This window comes from Myroides sp. C6-3 (genome assembly GCF_050522425.1).
Lineage (GTDB): Bacteria > Bacteroidota > Bacteroidia > Flavobacteriales > Flavobacteriaceae > Flavobacterium.
The window spans coordinates 39,734-54,954 of record NZ_JBMVQP010000007.1 but is presented as its reverse complement, the minus strand read 5'-3'; the positions used below and the strand labels follow the sequence as shown (position 1 = coordinate 54,954).

Genomic DNA, 15,221 nt, shown 5'->3' with positions numbered 1-15,221 from the left:
AAGTGTCGTATTATGAAGTACTTACGACATAACTGTTGCAATAATACGAATTATTTTTAATATTTAATAGGTTTTTATAAAAAAGAAACCTTACTTTTGTGTGAGTTACAGAAAACCAATCATCATGCTACAGCGAATTCAAACCGTATATATGTTATTAGCCTTAATTGCGCTAGGCGTATTGCCCTTTGTTTTTCCATTATGGTACAATGCTCAACAAGAGGAAGTTTACTTTATGTTCGTTCCTAGTTTCACTATTCTATTTGGTGTATGCACCGCATTGACCGCTGTCAGTATTATGAACTACAAAAATAGAAAACGACAGTTTGTTTGCAACAGACTGACTATGATATTAAACGTTATACTATTAGGATTATTTGTTTATCGAACACTAACTGTATCTGGAGAAGCGTCAGAAATCGTTTCTGAGAAAGGTATTGGGATGTTCCTCCCTATTGTTTCTATCTTGTTGCTTGTATTAGCAAACAAAGCCATCAAGAAGGATGAGGATCTTGTAAAATCTGTGGATCGTTTGCGATAAACCTAACATCTTAGTTTATTAGTGCGTAGAAAAAACCGAACAATTACAATTGTTCGGTTTTTTTGTTTTTAGACCATTCTATGACCTCTAAATCTTTGATATTCCCCTGATCTAGCACAAAGCGCAGCATGGTTCGAACTTGGTGGAATCCGCTAATACCCGCCGCTCCAGGATTTAAATGCAACACCTGGTATTGCGGATCATATTGCACTTTCAAAATATGGGAATGCCCACAGATATACAAACCAGGCTTTTCCTTGCTCAACTGACGCTTGACTTGTGTACGGTATGTTCCGGGATATCCCCCTATGTGGATCATATACACCTTCATCCCCTCACAAGTAAACAACTGCTCTTCAGGAAATTCCAATCGCGCTTGAGTGTCGTCAATGTTACCATATACTGCACGCAATGGCTTGTGCTTTTTTATCGCATCTGTCACCTCGAGATTACCAATATCTCCAGCATGCCACACCTCATCCGCTTGTTTAACGTATTTTAAAATCGACTCATCCATACAACTATGTGTATCAGATAACAATAGTATCTTTTTCAATGCTCTTTCTCTTCTTTCGTTATATACCCTTACTCCAGATAAAATTGAATAAGGCGTTCAATCGCTTTTTGACAAACCGAACAAAATCTATCGTGTTGATTCGTACGCATGCGACATTCCCTTTCGCCTTTGTAAATTCCATTCCCTGTCAAGCCTTCATATACCCCAAGAGGGTATTTTTTTGCTTGCTCAATAGGAGTTGGAATCGGTGTACCTTTTTTCAACTGCTTCTTCCATTTGGAATCAAAATCCTTTAATGTCGTAATATTTTGTTCCCAAGGCTCTGCTTGATTGGAAATAAAATCACTTAATACATCTTGTTCATAAAAATACTCATCCGCCAAACCTGCAAAACTATGACCAAATTCATGAACTACCACAGGTTTAAAGTCTTTGTGTCCTGTTGTGGTCAACGTGTATGAATTATAGATTCCGCCACCACCGTAAACCGTTGTATTCGCTAAAATCACAATGTGTTCGTACGGAATTCCCGCTAAGAGATCGTGTACTTTTTTCAGGCGATTCGTCGTTAAGTAACGTTCAGAGTAAAACGTATCAAAATTAGATTCTACTGCTGTTTTCTTCCATTCTCCTGTACGTGGAACACTAACTCCTGAATCGACAGAGGTGCTTTTAACCGCAATAAAATTAAAGTTGTCTGAGAATTGATCAAAAGGCTTGTGCTTGAATATTTCTTCTACGGCTATACGAGCGGCTTCGATAAATTGATCCATTTCTTGGTTGGTATAACCCTCTGCCAGTAAAACCACATTAATCGCCTTGTTGCTATCCTTTGCACGATGAAGATATTCATGAGGGGTTAGCTCCTGTGTTCCCTTATCGTGAATCAGGATATCATTGGGTTGAATAACGTGAGAGAGTCTCGTTTTCTCTGCCCCTGATTCGTCAAACAAAACGACTTCTACTCTTGTTTTTTGCTTTGGAAAAGGCACTAAAAATACATTTTCAAAACTCTTTGTCGTTGTTATAGCCTCTTCTGTTGACAACCATTCTTGAAATAGAGTACTAAAACTCGTGGTGTAAATCAACTGATTGGTAGCATCATCATAAAGGTGTATTTGTCCATTCCCTCGCAAAGCATTTTCCCCTAAATGGTGTGTTCGTCCTGCCCAGATCGGATAACGTCCTAACTCATCCAAAGAAATAAACTGTTGCTGTGCGTTTCCTCCAAAAACATAGTCTAAACGCAACGTCTTATGCTCAAAAAACTGGTTAAATTCTTGTGCTTGTGTAAGCGTACACGTTCCTCCTAACAGCAATGCTAGAGCGATCTTCTTTATCTTGTTCATATTATCGTCATTTTCAAAAAGTAAAAATAGGACTATTTCATTGTTTTTTTTTGTGTTTTTCCAACTCCTTTTATTTCCTTTATTTTAGAACTCAATTCAAATCCTCCTCGATAACCTTACAACGAAGAATAAAAATATATATTTATCTTACATATCCTATTTTTTAAAGTTAACTTACCTCTCTATTATAATTAAATAGTATTATGAAAAATATCAACTACATCCTTTATTCTCTTTTATTCGGTTTTAGTGCTGTTAGTTATGGGCAATACAATACCTACATCGAATCAAGTAATGAAATTATGTTGAACAAAATTGAAGAACAAGATTTTGAAACAGAGGCTGATTTAGATCAATACGTCCTGCGATGGGACGATGAGAAAAAGGAAGATTACACCAAGATATACATGAATCTAACACCTGAGATAAAAGCTATTGTCTACTTATATCCTTGGGGAGAAACGAATCTTATTTATGCCTTTTATTTAGATAAAAAGTCAAATGATTATACCCCAGTTTTATTTACAAATTATTCTTCGTCTGAAATTGAAGCGAAGCAAAAAGATATCACACTGACCCAAAATAGATGTTGTGGAGAGTCAGTAGTACGCGGAAAACTGACCATTCATTTTGATGAAGAAGGTATATCATTTATAGAGAATTATGGCGTAGTCGATCCTTATAACAATGTAAAACATTTTGAAGTACCTGACTATTCGTCTTACTATAGTACGGTCAAATGGGGAGTCATTCAAAATGAAGGCTACAATTTAAGATCTTATCCTTCCATGGAAAAGCATCAAGACAAAGATTTTGATTATTTTTTTAATGCAAATGGAGAATACACTATTGCAAAAATTAGAAAGAATACACGAGTAAAAATTTTAGATACAGTTGATTTAGAAGATCGTACTTGGCTTTATGTAGAAGTCAACCCCAAAAATTTTTCCGAAGACAATGTTTCTGCGTATTTATACAATCCCGATCAAAATATTCGAGCTTGGGTTTCTGCTAATTTTGTAACCCTAGAATAACAATTTGCCAAATGTTTACCTCAATTTTATGTAAACTTGAACAGCCAAGTCCTTATTTTTAAAGTATATTTGTACGCTTACAAACAATTTTTCATTTTGAGGTATTTTATTGAATTTGCATATAATGGTACGGATTATCATGGTTGGCAATTACAACCCAATGCGCCTACTGTACAGCAAACATTAACTGAAGCTATTTCCACTTTACTACGTCAACCCATTGAGCTTGTTGGTGCTGGTAGAACAGATGCAGGTGTACATGCGAAGCAGATGTTTGCTCATTTTGATTATGAGCTACCGTTGGATAAACCTGCTTTGATTCAAAAGATGAATTCCTTTTTACCTCCAGATATTGTTGTGTATCAATTTCACCCTGTTGATACAGAAGCTCATGCGCGATTTGATGCAACAGATCGAACCTATGAGTATCACATTCACCAGTTCAAAGATGCCTTTATTCATCCGTTGAGTTATTATCACCACCGCCCTTTGGATGTGGTATTGATGAATCAGGCAGCGCAAATTCTATTTGAATATGAAGACTTCGAGTGCTTTTCAAAAACGCATACGGATGTATTCACCTTCAACTGTTCCATTTACAAAGCTGAATGGACTATAATTAACGACAATCAATTGGTTTTTACCATACGTGCCAATCGCTTTTTGCGCAATATGGTACGCGCCATTGTGGGCACCTTGATCAATGTGGGTTTACACAAAATCACGTTAGAGGATTTTAGAGCTATTATCGAAAGCAAAGACCGAGGAAAAGCTGGTTTCTCAGTTCCCGGAAAAGGCTTATTTTTAACAAAAGTAGGTTACCCTTATTTATGAAAAAACTAAATACCATATCCTTACGCAAAACCTTAGCTTATGCCAAACCGTATCAAAGTAGATTTCGTTGGGTTATATTCTTTGCTATTGCCTTATCTGTTTTTGCTGCGGCTCGTCCGTATATGGTTAAAGAAACTGTAAATCAATACGTTCAACCTCAGGATCAAAATGGTTTACTACTCTACGTCGGACTAATGGCTGTTGTGCTCTTTTTAGAGGTGATGTTTCAATTTTTATTTACCTATTGGGCAAGCTGGTTAGGTCAGGATATCGTCAAAGATATACGCGAAAAGTTATTCAAAAAAATCATTTCTTTCCGCATGAGATACTTCGACAATGAACCTGTTGGAAAATTGGTTACGCGTTCGGTATCCGATATCGAATCGATTGCTAGTATCTTCAGTCAAGGGCTATTTATGATTGTCAGTGACTTACTAAAAATGGTTGTTGTTTTAGGTATTATGTTTTACATGAACTGGAAATTGAGTTGCATCGTTTTATTAGCCATGCCGATTTTACTTTATGCAACGCGTATTTTTCAAATTAAAATGAAAGATGCCTTCCAAGAAGTGCGCACCCAGATTGCCAACCTCAACACCTTTGTACAAGAGCGAATCTCAGGAATGAAAATCGTCCAACTATTCACTCGTGAAGAGATTGAATATGAGAAATTCAAAGAAATTAACGAGAAACACAACCAAGCTTGGTTGAAAAATATTTTATACAACTCCATCTTCTTTCCCATTGCGGATATCGTGTCTTCCTTGACTTTAGGTTTAGTGATTTGGTATGGAGGGATGTCTATCGTACAAGGCGATAACTTAACAACTTTTGGAGATTTATTTGCCTACACCATGTTAATCAGTATGCTGTTTAATCCGTTGCGTCAAATAGCGGATAAATTCAACGTCATGCAAATGGGGATCATCGCAGCAGAACGCGTTTTCGAAGTATTGGAAATGGATGAAACCATCGAAAACAACGGTACGATTCAAGCTACTTCATTCAAAGGAGATATCTCATTACACAACGTACACTTTAGTTATATTCCCGGTGTTGAAGTACTCAAGGGAATCGATTTGGAAATTAAAGCAGGACAAACCGTTGCTATTGTGGGTTCTTCCGGAGCGGGAAAATCAACAATCATCAACTTGTTAAATCGCTTTTACGACATCAATGCAGGAACGATTAAAATTGACCATATTGAAATTCACGATTTTGAACTAGCTTCGCTTCGCAAACAAATTGCCATTGTTTTGCAAGATGTCTTCCTATTTAGCGATAGCATTATGAATAATATTACCCTACACAACCCTGCTATTACTAGAGAATTCGTCATCGAATCCGCGAAGAAAATCGGCATACACGACTTTATTGAAAACTTACCTGGTGGCTACGATTATGACGTCAAAGAACGCGGAGTTATGTTATCATCAGGGCAAAGACAATTAATCGCTTTTTTACGTGCTTATGTCAGTAAACCGAGTATTTTAATTTTGGACGAAGCGACTTCGTCCATTGATTCTCATTCTGAAGAATTACTCCAAAAGGCAACAGATTACTTAACGCATAATCAAACGTCCATTATCATTGCACACCGTTTAGCCACAATTGTCAATGCGGATGTGATTATTGTCATGGACAAAGGTAAAATCGTAGAAAAAGGTACCCATCAGGAGTTGCTAACTTTTGAAAATGGATACTATAGAAACCTATATGAATCTCAATTCAAAATAGTAGAATCGGCTTAATGCATTAGATCTACTCAAAAAAGAGGACTGTTTTCACCCATAAAACAGTCCTCTTTTTTCTTCTACTACCTACCATGCCGCTCATATAGCAAACACAGGATTACCTTAAAAACACAAGAAGAACAACTCTTACCCACGAAAACAACTGTAAATGAATTGATTGTTATTTTTTATTTTAACCTCCTTTAGACCAATTGTGATCAAAATAAACAAACCACGAGTAAAGTGCATCACTCATCCCCTATTCGAGTCTCCCTTAAAAAAATTACAGCATTTCAATTGATAAACTAACAATCATCTTCTTAAAGACACCCAAAAAGCACATCCATTTACAATTCGATAATTTACTGTCTATCAACTTTTCAAACTGAAAGTTTCAAGAACGGAAATAATTGATTATTTTCGTAGCGTAAAATATAGAAATACATACATATGAAATTCGATATTATTGTTTTAGGAAGTGGCCCTGGAGGTTACGTTACGGCAATCAGAGCATCTCAATTAGGCTTTAAAGTCGCAGTAGTTGAAAAAGAAAATTTAGGAGGTATTTGCTTAAACTGGGGATGTATTCCTACAAAAGCACTTCTAAAATCTGCCCAAGTATTTGAATACTTGAAACATGCTTCTGATTATGGTTTGACAATTAATGGAGAAGTTGATAAAGATTTCGACGCTGTAGTTGCACGTTCACGTGGAGTTGCAGCAGGAATGAGCAAAGGTGTTCAATTCTTGATGAAAAAGAACAAAATTGAAGTTATCGATGGATTTGGAAAAGTAAAACCGGGCAAAAAAGTTGACGTAACAGATAAAGATGGAAAAGTAACAGAATATAGTGCGGACCACATTATCATCGCAACAGGTGCTCGTTCTAGAGAATTGCCAAACTTACCACAAGATGGTACGAAAGTAATCGGATACCGTCAAGCCTTAACTTTACCTAAGCAACCAAAGAAAATGATTGTGGTTGGTTCTGGTGCAATTGGAGTTGAGTTTGCTTATTTCTATAATGCAATGGGTACAGATGTAACGGTTGTTGAATTTATGCCAAACATCGTTCCTGTTGAAGACGAAGACATCTCTAAACAATTTGAGCGTTCATTAAAGAAAGCGGGAATTAAAGTAATGACGAATGCTTCTGTTGAGAAAGTTGACACGACAGGAGAAGGCGTAAAAGCAACGGTAAAAACAGCAAAAGGAGAAGAAATCATCGAGGCTGATATCGTATTATCTGCGGTTGGTATCAAAACAAATATTGAAAACATCGGCCTAGAAGAAGTTGGAATTGCTACAGATAGAGATAAAATCTTAGTAAACGATTTCTACCAAACAAATATCCCTGGTTATTATGCTATTGGAGATGTTGTTCCTGGACAAGCTTTAGCACACGTTGCTTCTGCAGAGGGAATTTTATGTGTAGAGAAAATTGCAGGTCATCATGTTGAACCTTTAGACTACGGTAATATCCCTGGATGTACATATGCTACACCTGAGATTGCTTCAGTTGGATTAACAGAGAAGAAAGCAATCGAAGCTGGTTATGAAATCAAAGTTGGTAAATTCCCATTCTCTGCTTCTGGAAAAGCGCAAGCAGGGGGTACACCTGATGGATTCGTAAAAGTTATTTTCGATGCTAAATACGGCGAATGGTTAGGATGTCATATGATCGGTGCTGGTGTTACAGATATGATTGCTGAAGCTGTTGTTGCTCGTAAATTAGAAACAACGGGCTATGAAATCTTAAAAGCAGTTCACCCACACCCAACAATGAGTGAAGCTGTTATGGAAGCTGTTGCAGATGCTTACGGTGAAGTAATCCACTTATAAGAATAAGAAAACTCAGTATAGTTTTAAATAAAAAAAGTCTGTCGAAAATCGACAGACTTTTTTTATTTATACCTTTTCAATTCGCCTATTTTATGTCTTAATCCTTTGAAAATAAATCATAATTAACTATATTTAAACCTATTAACTATAATATATTCTATAATGAAACGTTTTTTAACCTCCTTTTTACGGAGTCTTACCTTTTTGTTTTTGGTCGTCGGTATGATACTAATGGTGCAAAATATCGATCAATTCCTCTATAAACAAACATTAGAATTTGGATCGTTAACTCTTGCATTCACTTGCATTGCCATTAGTATTTATGGACAGCGAAAACTGAAAAAAACAACCCGAATTTCGCCTTTTTAAGGATAGACAAACATAGATCTACCTTCAAGAACGGCTGTAAGGTAGATCTAAAAAAAATCGTCCTACACTTCCTCCTTTCCTTACTCAATTAAAATCTGATACTTTCTACCCACCGGAATTTCGATATTAGTACACAGCGTTACTTTTCCTAACTCCTTTTTTACTATTTGCTTGCGGTTGACAATAAACGAACGATGCACCTGAATAAAATCATCTGGTAACTCCGTTTTAATACTTACTAAGGAGCCATAGACAAAATAACTCTTGCTTCTATTCTCAACAAAAATCTTGATGTAATTCCCTGCACTTTCCACAAAAATAATTTCGTCTATATCGATAGTCACATCCAATCCATCTTCTCGTATTCGCAATACATTATCTCTGACTTCTTCCGTTGTTTCTTTTCTATTCTTGCAAAAAATCTTAGCCTTTTCGATTGCTTTTAAAAACTTGCCAAACGAAATTGGCTTCAATAAATAATCAACCGCATCTTTCTCATACGATTCTAATGCAAAGTCAGAGTAAGCCGTTGTTATAATTGTAATAGGCTTAACCGCTAACATATCCAAAAACTCCAACCCCGATATTAAAGGCATATTGATATCCAATAGTAAAATATCTACATCGTTCTTTTGCAAAAAAAGTAGCGCTTCTTTACCTGAAAAAGCGTTACCAACACATTCTAAATCTTCGCATTGACTAAGATGACTCATCAAAACCTGATGTGCTGGTTTTTCGTCATCTACAATTAAACATTTGTATTTAATCCCCATAATGTAAGTTTTGCACTATAAATATTCTTTTGATCTTCTGATATAAATCGAGCCTGTATACCCGATACTTCTAATCTCCTTTTTAAATTACTCAATCCCAACCCTGTTCCTTGCTTCTGTTTTTCTTTGGGTAAACAACTATTGATAATTTCAAAGTAGATCTTCCCTTCTCGCTCTTTCCAAGAAATAGTAATAAACGGATTTTCTGTTTGTAAACTAAACTTCACCGCATTTTCTACTAAGCTAAAAAACAATAAAGGAGGTACGTGATATGCTTCAAGATCTCCTTGATAATTGATATTCACCACAAGTGAATCACTTGTGAATTTATAGTAATCTAAATATTCATTGACGAAATCAATTTCCAATTTCAATCGAACCTCTTCCTTTTTACTGGCTTCAATTTGATAGCGAAACAAGTGAGAGAGTTGCAAAATACGATTGGGCGTATCTGTGGGATTAGTGAGCGCTTCTCCATACAGATTGTTCATCGCATTCAACAAAAAATGGGGATTTAGTTGCATTTTTAAAAATTTTAGCTCTGCTTCTGTGTTGGCCAACTTTCGCTCACGTAGGGTAATATTCTGAAAAGCCCATTGGTGAATAAAATACGTTCCTGTACCCAAAATAGTAAAAAACAACGTATTAGTTACCTCGAGAATTAAAGATTTAAACTCCCCTACATAGATGGCGTATTGACTCAAACAAAATACACTAAAAACCAAGTAGACTAAAAACCACAGTAAAAAGGAATCGTACTTTTTGGTCAACAAAAATCGCTTAATTACAAATACATTGTTGATATAAAGCAAAAAATAAATCATTGTTATGGCAGGAACCATCTCCAAGAAAATCTCTCGAATACTTTTATCTCCTAACGTTGTGTATTGAATGAATCCAAAAATTAAACACAGCGTTAATAAACCAAAAATATTGCGATACCATATATTTGAATACCATCTCCACATGTCAAAAGCTTTATGGACTAAAGATAGTTAATCCAACACATTGACTGCAAAAAACTTATACCAAAACCATTAAGATAAAAATTCTTCCTTTTGCATATTCTTTTCGCTAAAAACGCTAGAACTTAGCTATTTTCGTACTTGAATTAATTACCAAAGTAGGATGATATACAACCAAATGAAAACAGCATTTCTATGCTGTGTATTGTTTTTTATAACCTTGGGCATGAAAGGTCAAGCCACTTATCTTTTACAAGGAACGATAAAAGACAATCACGAACCTTTAATTGGGGCTACAATTTATATTAATGAAATAAGTAATGGCGCCATTACCAACGAAAAAGGTCACTATGCCATTGAATTAAAAGAAGGTTCTTACACTTTAAAAATATCTTATATTGGCTATACGGATACGTTTAAAAAAGTAAACTTAACCCAAAACCAAACGTTAGATTTTGTACTATCCACAGATAATTCTGAACTATCTGAGGTGGTAATTGTACAAAATAGAAACAAAGTAGACATTCGAAAACCCGAAATGAGTGTCAACAAACTGACGACAGAAGAAATCAAAAAAATGCCTGTTGTATTAGGTGAATCCGATATTTTAAAATCCATTCTTCAACTACCTGGAGTAACAAACGCTGGAGAAGGTGCTGCGGGATTTAATGTACGAGGAGGCAGTGCAGGACAAAACCTGGTTCTTCTAGATCAAGCAACCGTATACAGTTCTTCTCATCTTTTTGGCTTCTTTTCCGTTTTTAATTCAGATGCGATACGCGATTTAAAGCTTTATAAGGGGGGAATCCCCGCTCGTTTTGGAGGAAGAGCTTCTTCTGTACTCGATGTCAATCAAAAAGAAGGAAATAAAAACGAGTATGCACTTGAGGGGGGAATCGGCGTTATCTCTAGTCGTTTACTTGCTGAAGGTCCCATTCAAAAAGGCAAATCATCTTTCTTGATTGCAGGACGTGGTTCTTATGCTCACTTATTCTTAAAGCTGACGGATAATAAAAATTCAGCTTATTTTTACGACATCAACACCAAATTGAGTTTTGAACTCAATAAAAAGAACAAACTATTTTTCTCTGCTTATTACGGAAAAGACATTTTTAGTTTTACTGATCTGATGAAAAACAGCTTTGGAAACTTAGCGGCTACACTAGATTGGCAAACGACATACAACGACAACTTGATCGGAAACTTCACCTTATCTACTAGTCACTACAACTATGATTTAGATTTGGATTTGGTTGGATTCAATTGGACCAATGGAATTAAGAGTACACAATTGAAGTACGATTTCTTACACGATATCAACTCAACTTTACAATTGCGTTATGGTGTCGGACATATGGAGTACATTTTCTATCCTGGAACGATTAAACCGACAACCAGTGATTCTTCAATTAACTACAAGAAAATAGACAATAAATATGCAGCAGAAAGTAGCGTATATGTAGAAGCAGAACAAGATTTTGGACAACATTTTAGTGTGAATTACGGCCTTCGTTTTTCTCATTTTAATGCCAAAGGAAAAGGGATAGAACATACCTATGCCAACAACCAACCTGTTTGGTATGATCGCGAATTAGGTGTTTACAAAATGGCTGATATGCTAGATCCAATCTACTACAAAAAGAATAAATCAATAGAACACTTCAACAATATCGAACCGCGTTTAGGAGTAGCGTATATCATAAACGACAATCAATCGATTAAAGCGAGTTACAACCGCATGACGCAATACATCCACTTGATGTCTAATACTGCTGCACCAACGCCTTTAGATATTTGGACACCTAGTGGAAAATACACGGATCCAGAACTAGTGGATCAAGTGGCGTTAGGCTACTTTCAAAACTTTTCAGAGGGCAAGTACAGCTTAGAAACAGAGGTGTTCTACAAAAAAGTAAAAAATAGCATTGATTATATAGACGGCGCACAGCTAGTCGGAAACGAGGCCATTGAACGCGTAATCCTCAATGGAGAAGCGAGAGCTTATGGTTTGGAAGTACTCTTCAGAAAGAACTTGGGCAAACTAACAGGATGGGTTGCTTATACGCTTTCTAAAGCAGAACAACGCACACCTGGCAGAACAGTTGATGAACCAGGAATCAACAACGGTAATTGGTATAGAGCAGCTTATGATAAGTTACACGATCTATCCATTACTGCTATGTACGACTATAACCCAAAATGGACGTTCAGCGCTAGCTTTACCCTACAGTCTGGTCGACCAATTACGTATCCTGAAGGTCAATATGAATACTTAGGTTTACGCGTACCGAAATTTGGCGATCGCTATGCGAATACAATGCCAGCGTATCACCACTTAGACATTTCTGCAACTTACACCCCCAATCCTAATTCAACAAAAAGATGGAAAGGTGAATGGGTATTTGGAATTTACAACTTATACAGCCGATACAATGCTGCTTCAATCTCCTTTAGAGAAAACGAAGACATCCGTGGAAAAAATGAAGCTGAAAAGATGTCAATCTTCGGTTTAGTACCAAGTATTACCTACAATTTTAAATTTTAAGCAAATGAGAGTGTTACCCTATATTTTTATTCTTCTAACGGTATCCTTCACTTCATGTACGAAAGTAATCGATATCGATTTACCAACAGCAGAACCTCGATTGGTTGTAGAAGGAAATTTAGATTTTAACAAAATGAGAGATACAGACACCGTATCGGTGAAACTGAGTTTGACTACAGATTATTTTAATCTAGAAATCCCTCCTGTTAATAATGCTATTGTTCGTATTAGTGACCAACAAGGAAATCAATTCCTATTGCGCGAACTCGCTCAAACTGGACTTTATTATTCAACTGAAATTAATAAACCAACAGATGGGGATACCTTTAAACTTCAAATTGAATATGACAACGATATCTATGAAGCAACTGAAACGTTTCATGCAAGTCCAAACATAGACGAAATCACACAAAAAAGAGAAAAGTATTTCGACAAAGATTATTATGTATTGCGCGTGTATTTTCAAGACACCCCACAGGTCAATCAAAATTTGAATTACTATTATCTATACTATAAATACGATAAAAAGGGACCTCAGCCCCGTGTATTAAACAATGAATACGCAATAGGCAACCGAATGGAGTCACTTTATATTGTTGACGAAGATGCAGTAGCAGGAGAAAAAGTAGCAATTGAACTCGCTCAGATTTCCAGAAATTACTACGATTTCGCTATGACTTTCTTCGATGCAATCAACAATGGAGGAGGACCTTTTCAAGTACCTAGTGGTCGTATTATTGGAAATGTAAAAAACCGCACTACACCCGAAAAAGAAGCATTGGGCTACTTTAGGGTAATCGAAAAACAAATCGCTGTACACACTATTTTTGAACAGCCTAAAAAATAAAAAAAGCGACAAAAACGTTTCCGTTTTTGTCGCTTTTTTTTTGTTATCAGTGATCTGTTATGAGGTATCGGTAGATTTTTCTAAAATAAGAAGGTATTTTTTAAAATGAAAATCTCATCATCTCATCATCTCATCATCTCAACAAACAAAAAAACCATCCCTACAAAGGAATGGTTTTTCTATATTGATAATCTTCTGTTAACTGTTCAGCAACTCCTTCGCGTGTTGCAAAGCAGATGCTGTTATATCCTTTCCAGATAGCATTTGCGCAATTTCTTCTACGCGATGTGCTTCATCTAACTGAATGAGTTTTGATGTTGTTGAATCGCCTTCAGAGGCTTTATATACTTTATAATGTTGATGTCCCTTAGCTGCAATTTGTGGTAAATGTGTAATAGCAAATACTTGCATAAGCGTACTCATATCCTTCATGATTACGCCCATCTTATCCGCAACCTCCCCCGAAACTCCCGTATCAATTTCATCAAAGATAATGGTAGGTAAATTAGAATAACGAGCTAAAATTGCCTTAATAGCCAACATAATACGCGATAATTCTCCTCCAGAAGCTACTTTCTTTAGCAAGCCGAAATCCATTCCTTTATTAGCAGAAAACTGCAATTGCATTTGATCTTTCCCATTCGTTAAATACTGGTCTACTGTTTTGAAGTCAAACTGAAACAACGCATGAGGCATTCCCACCAAGGTCAAGATCTCAACGAGCTGACTTTGCAAAGCGGGAATGGCTTGTTGCCTTGCTTGAGACAGTTGATGCGCTAAGTCATCGAGCGTAACAATGAGCGCAGCGATCGACTTTTCTACTGCGACAATCTTTTCCTGTACTTCACCAACTTTAAAGACCTTGTCATTTAACCCCGTCTCAATAGCAATTAACTCTTCTACCGTATTCACTTGGTGTTTCTTTTGTAGCGCATAAAGAATTTGCAAACGTTCATGTAAAACGTTTAAACGCTCTGGATCCGAAACCACATGATCTACTTCTCGTTCAATTTCATTAGCTAAGTCCGCCAATTCAATTTCAGCACTTACCACACGATTGTATAATTCTTCGTAATCCTTAGAAACAGTTGCTGTTTTTTGTAGGGTTTGACGCAATTCCTTTAGTCCTTGAATAACGCCCATTTGATCCGCAGTCAAGATTTGCGTCGCTAAAGCAAAGCTCTCACGTACATCTTCTACATTATTCAGCTTTTCAAACTCGCCTTCAAGCTCTGCTTGATCAATGCTACTCAACTGTACTGTTTCTAGTTCTTCTAAAAGAAAGGCATTGTAATCCTGTTCTTTTAGCAATTCTATTTCTTCCTCTTTCAGTTTTTTAAGTTCACTAAGCGAAGCCTTGTATATTTTTAATTGCTTTTGATATTCTTCTAAAGTTTCTTCATTCTGTGCAATAGCGTCAATTACCTTAATTTGATAAGTTTCTTCATTCAACTCACTCGTTTGATGTTGGGAGTGAATATCAATTAATACGGCGCTCAACTCTTGTAAATCTGTTAGATTGACTGGTGAATCATTGACAAAAGCCCGTGATTTCCCAGAAGGTAAAATCTCTCTTCGAATAATGGTTACCGGTTCGTAATCCATATCTAAAAAAGAGTACAGTTCCTCTAGTTTATAAGGATCCACATGAAATTGACCTTCAATCACGCATTTTTCCTCCTTATTTTTTAGCGAACCTAAGTCTGCTCTTTTCCCTTGTAAAAGACCTAATGCACCTAATACAATTGATTTTCCAGCACCAGTTTCACCAGTAATAATAGAAAACCCTTTAAAAAACTCAATTTCTAAATGGTCTATTAAAGCGAAATTTTTTATACTCAAAGAAGTAAGCATAATCCGAGTTTATTTAAT

Annotated in this window: 12 protein-coding genes; 7 read left to right on the top strand and 5 right to left on the bottom strand. The window is 36.2% G+C overall.

The window, feature by feature from the left end:
• Nucleotides 1–124 precede the first annotated feature (124 nt).
• Complete coding sequence (locus ACPDG9_RS04665) at nucleotides 125–541, top strand: DUF4293 domain-containing protein (RefSeq protein WP_430526645.1); 417 nt, start codon at nucleotides 125–127, stop codon at nucleotides 539–541.
• Nucleotides 542–584: 43 nt separating this feature from the next.
• Here ACPDG9_RS04665 and ACPDG9_RS04660 read toward each other — a convergent pair whose 3' ends face one another.
• Both ACPDG9_RS04660 and ACPDG9_RS04655 read right to left on the bottom strand, forming a co-directional pair.
• Nucleotides 585–1,097: a metallophosphoesterase family protein gene (locus ACPDG9_RS04660; protein ID WP_430526599.1), complete on the bottom strand. Its 513-nt coding sequence runs from the start codon at nucleotides 1,095–1,097 to the stop codon at nucleotides 585–587.
• A gap of 29 nt (nucleotides 1,098–1,126) precedes the next feature.
• Nucleotides 1,127–2,407: a M64 family metallopeptidase gene (locus ACPDG9_RS04655; RefSeq protein WP_430526598.1), complete on the bottom strand. Its 1,281-nt coding sequence runs from the start codon at nucleotides 2,405–2,407 to the stop codon at nucleotides 1,127–1,129.
• A 203-nt stretch (nucleotides 2,408–2,610) separates the two neighbouring features.
• On the opposite strand from ACPDG9_RS04655, the gene ACPDG9_RS04650 reads away from it, so the two are divergent.
• The 4 genes from ACPDG9_RS04650 (at nucleotide 2,611) to lpdA (ending at nucleotide 7,850) form a co-directional block, all read left to right on the top strand.
• Nucleotides 2,611–3,441, top strand: a complete 831-nt coding sequence (locus ACPDG9_RS04650) for a hypothetical protein (RefSeq protein WP_430526597.1) — start codon at nucleotides 2,611–2,613, stop codon at nucleotides 3,439–3,441.
• A gap of 96 nt (nucleotides 3,442–3,537) precedes the next feature.
• Nucleotides 3,538–4,275 carry a tRNA pseudouridine(38-40) synthase TruA gene (gene truA, locus ACPDG9_RS04645; RefSeq protein WP_430526596.1) on the top strand — a complete coding sequence of 246 codons (738 nt, stop codon included), beginning with the start codon at nucleotides 3,538–3,540 and terminating at the stop codon, nucleotides 4,273–4,275.
• Nucleotides 4,272–6,026 carry an ABC transporter ATP-binding protein gene (locus tag ACPDG9_RS04640; RefSeq protein WP_430526595.1) on the top strand — a complete coding sequence of 585 codons (1,755 nt, stop codon included), beginning with the start codon at nucleotides 4,272–4,274 and terminating at the stop codon, nucleotides 6,024–6,026. Before truA ends, ACPDG9_RS04640 begins: the two co-directional genes overlap by 4 nt.
• A 432-nt stretch (nucleotides 6,027–6,458) precedes the next feature.
• Entirely contained in the window at nucleotides 6,459–7,850 is a 1,392-nt protein-coding gene (lpdA, locus tag ACPDG9_RS04635; RefSeq protein WP_430526594.1) for a dihydrolipoyl dehydrogenase, read from the top strand.
• A 449-nt stretch (nucleotides 7,851–8,299) separates the two neighbouring features.
• On the opposite strand, the gene ACPDG9_RS04630 is transcribed toward lpdA, so the two are convergent.
• Nucleotides 8,300–8,992 (bottom strand): LytR/AlgR family response regulator transcription factor, encoded by a 693-nt coding sequence (locus tag ACPDG9_RS04630; RefSeq protein WP_430526593.1) that lies wholly within the window; start codon nucleotides 8,990–8,992, stop codon nucleotides 8,300–8,302.
• On the bottom strand, nucleotides 8,968–9,960 hold the full coding sequence (locus tag ACPDG9_RS04625; RefSeq protein WP_430526592.1) for a sensor histidine kinase: 993 nt from the start codon (nucleotides 9,958–9,960) through the stop codon (nucleotides 8,968–8,970). The genes ACPDG9_RS04630 and ACPDG9_RS04625 overlap by 25 nt, the downstream gene beginning before the upstream one ends.
• 175 nt (nucleotides 9,961–10,135) lie before the next feature.
• On the opposite strand from ACPDG9_RS04625, the gene ACPDG9_RS04620 reads away from it, so the two are divergent.
• A complete protein-coding gene (locus tag ACPDG9_RS04620; RefSeq protein ID WP_430526591.1) occupies nucleotides 10,136–12,502 on the top strand; it encodes a TonB-dependent receptor in 2,367 nt (788 codons plus the stop codon).
• A 4-nt stretch (nucleotides 12,503–12,506) separates the two neighbouring features.
• The gene (locus tag ACPDG9_RS04615) at nucleotides 12,507–13,349 is read left to right on the top strand and encodes a DUF4249 family protein (RefSeq protein ID WP_430526590.1); all 843 of its coding nucleotides are present in this window, start codon (nucleotides 12,507–12,509) and stop codon (nucleotides 13,347–13,349) included.
• 198 nt (nucleotides 13,350–13,547) lie between these two features.
• Here ACPDG9_RS04615 and recN read toward each other — a convergent pair whose 3' ends face one another.
• A complete protein-coding gene (recN, locus tag ACPDG9_RS04610) occupies nucleotides 13,548–15,203 on the bottom strand; it encodes a DNA repair protein RecN (RefSeq protein WP_430526589.1) in 1,656 nt (551 codons plus the stop codon).
• Nucleotides 15,204–15,221: the final 18 nt, after the last annotated feature.

Excerpts from the sequence above, each read along its gene's own strand:
- ACPDG9_RS04625 (WP_430526592.1), bottom strand. The coding sequence starts at position 9,960 with ATGTGGAGATGGTATTCAAATATATGGTATCGCAATATTTTTGGTTTA.
- lpdA (WP_430526594.1), top strand. The coding sequence starts at position 6,459 with ATGAAATTCGATATTATTGTTTTAGGAAGTGGCCCTGGAGGTTACGTT.
- ACPDG9_RS04615 (WP_430526590.1), top strand. The coding sequence starts at position 12,507 with ATGAGAGTGTTACCCTATATTTTTATTCTTCTAACGGTATCCTTCACT.
- ACPDG9_RS04640 (WP_430526595.1), top strand. The coding sequence starts at position 4,272 with ATGAAAAAACTAAATACCATATCCTTACGCAAAACCTTAGCTTATGCC.
- ACPDG9_RS04650 (WP_430526597.1), top strand. The coding sequence starts at position 2,611 with ATGAAAAATATCAACTACATCCTTTATTCTCTTTTATTCGGTTTTAGT.
- ACPDG9_RS04620 (WP_430526591.1), top strand. The coding sequence starts at position 10,136 with ATGAAAACAGCATTTCTATGCTGTGTATTGTTTTTTATAACCTTGGGC.
- ACPDG9_RS04655 (WP_430526598.1), bottom strand. The coding sequence starts at position 2,407 with ATGAACAAGATAAAGAAGATCGCTCTAGCATTGCTGTTAGGAGGAACG.
- ACPDG9_RS04665 (WP_430526645.1), top strand. The coding sequence starts at position 125 with ATGCTACAGCGAATTCAAACCGTATATATGTTATTAGCCTTAATTGCG.
- ACPDG9_RS04630 (WP_430526593.1), bottom strand. The coding sequence starts at position 8,992 with ATGGGGATTAAATACAAATGTTTAATTGTAGATGACGAAAAACCAGCA.
- recN (WP_430526589.1), bottom strand. The coding sequence starts at position 15,203 with ATGCTTACTTCTTTGAGTATAAAAAATTTCGCTTTAATAGACCATTTA.